Source organism: Exiguobacterium sp. TDN 0502 (genome assembly GCF_050846835.1).
Taxonomy (GTDB): Bacteria; Bacillota; Bacilli; order Exiguobacteriales; family Exiguobacteriaceae; genus Exiguobacterium_A.
The window spans coordinates 1-1,473 of record NZ_JBOZGJ010000034.1; the positions used below are offsets into that span (position 1 = coordinate 1).

Annotated in this window: 2 rRNA genes; both read right to left on the minus strand. The window is 52.9% G+C overall.

The features are described 5' to 3' along the window. A 23S ribosomal RNA gene (locus tag ACRPK8_RS15740) occupies positions 1 to 1,248 on the minus strand; the annotation flags it as partial. A 166-nt stretch (positions 1,249 to 1,414) separates the two neighbouring features. Further along, positions 1,415 to 1,473 (minus strand): 16S ribosomal RNA (locus ACRPK8_RS15745); the annotation flags it as partial.

Consider the following 1,473-nt stretch of genomic DNA (forward strand, 5'->3'; position numbering starts at 1 on the left):
CAGCGGTTTGGAACGCTCCCCTACCATTCCTTACGGAATCCGCAGCTTCGGTGGTATGTTTAGCCCCGTTACATTTTCGGCGCGGCGCCACTCGACTAGTGAGCTATTACGCACTCTTTGAATGGTGGCTGCTTCTAAGCCAACATCCTAGCTGTCTAGGCAGCGCCACATCCTTTTCCACTTAACATACACTTGGGGACCTTAGCTGGCGGTCTGGGCTGTTTCCCTCTTGACTACGGATCTTATCACTCGCAGTCTGACTCCCGAGTATAAGTTGCCGGCATTCGGAGTTTAACTGAATTCGGTAACCCTGTGGGGGCCCCTAGTCCAATCAGTGCTCTACCTCCGGAACTCTCAACCTCGAGGCTAGCCCTAAAGCTATTTCGGGGAGAACCAGCTATCTCCAGGTTCGATTGGCATTTCACCGCTACCCACACCTCATCCCCGCACTTTTCAACGTGCGTGGGTTCGGACCTCCAGTCAGTGTTACCTGACCTTCATCCTGGACATGGGTAGATCACCTGGTTTCGGGTCTACGACAACGCACTGAACGCCCTGTTCAGACTCGCTTTCGCTACGGCTCCGCCTCATCGGCTTAACCTCGCGCGTTATCGTAACTCGCCGGTTCATTCTACAAAAGGCACGCCATCACCCGTTAACGGGCTCTGACTACTTGTAGGCATACGGTTTCAGGATCTATTTCACTCCCCTTCCGGGGTGCTTTTCACCTTTCCCTCACGGTACTGGTTCACTATCGGTCACTAGGGAGTATTTAGCCTTGGGAGATGGTCCTCCCGGATTCCGACGGGGTTTCACGTGTCCCGCCGTACTCAGGATCCACTCTGGAGGGAAAACAGTTTCAGCTACAGGGCTGTCACCTTCTTCGGCCGACCTTTCCAGGTCCTTCACCTACCGTCTTCCTTTTTGACTCCGTATAGAGTGTCCTACAACCCCGGAGAGCATGCTCTCCGGTTTGGGCTGTTCCCGTTTCGCTCGCCGCTACTCAGGGAATCGCATTTGCTTTCTCTTCCTCCGGGTACTTAGATGTTTCAGTTCCCCGGGTCTGCCTCACGCTACGCTATGTATTCACGTAGCCTGTCCCATCCCATTACGGATGGTGGGTTCCCCCATTCGGAAATCTTCGGATCAAAGCATACTTACTGCTCCCCGAAGCATATCGCTGTTCGTCGCGTCCTTCATCGGCTCCTAGTGCCAAGGCATCCACCGTACGCCCTTCATACCTTGATCTAGCGTTGGTATTCTAAGAACACACGTCTAATGACATGGTTAATTAAAAGTTTGATGTCTTGTTGATGTCTTCAGTTTTCAAGGTGCGAGTGTCTCTTACGAGACGTGAGAGACGAGCTCTCAAAACTGAACGATGGGCATGTCCCTGAAGGGACGTTTTCCTTAGAAAGGAGGTGATCCAGCCGCACCTTCCGATACGGCTACCTTGTTACGACTTCACCCCAA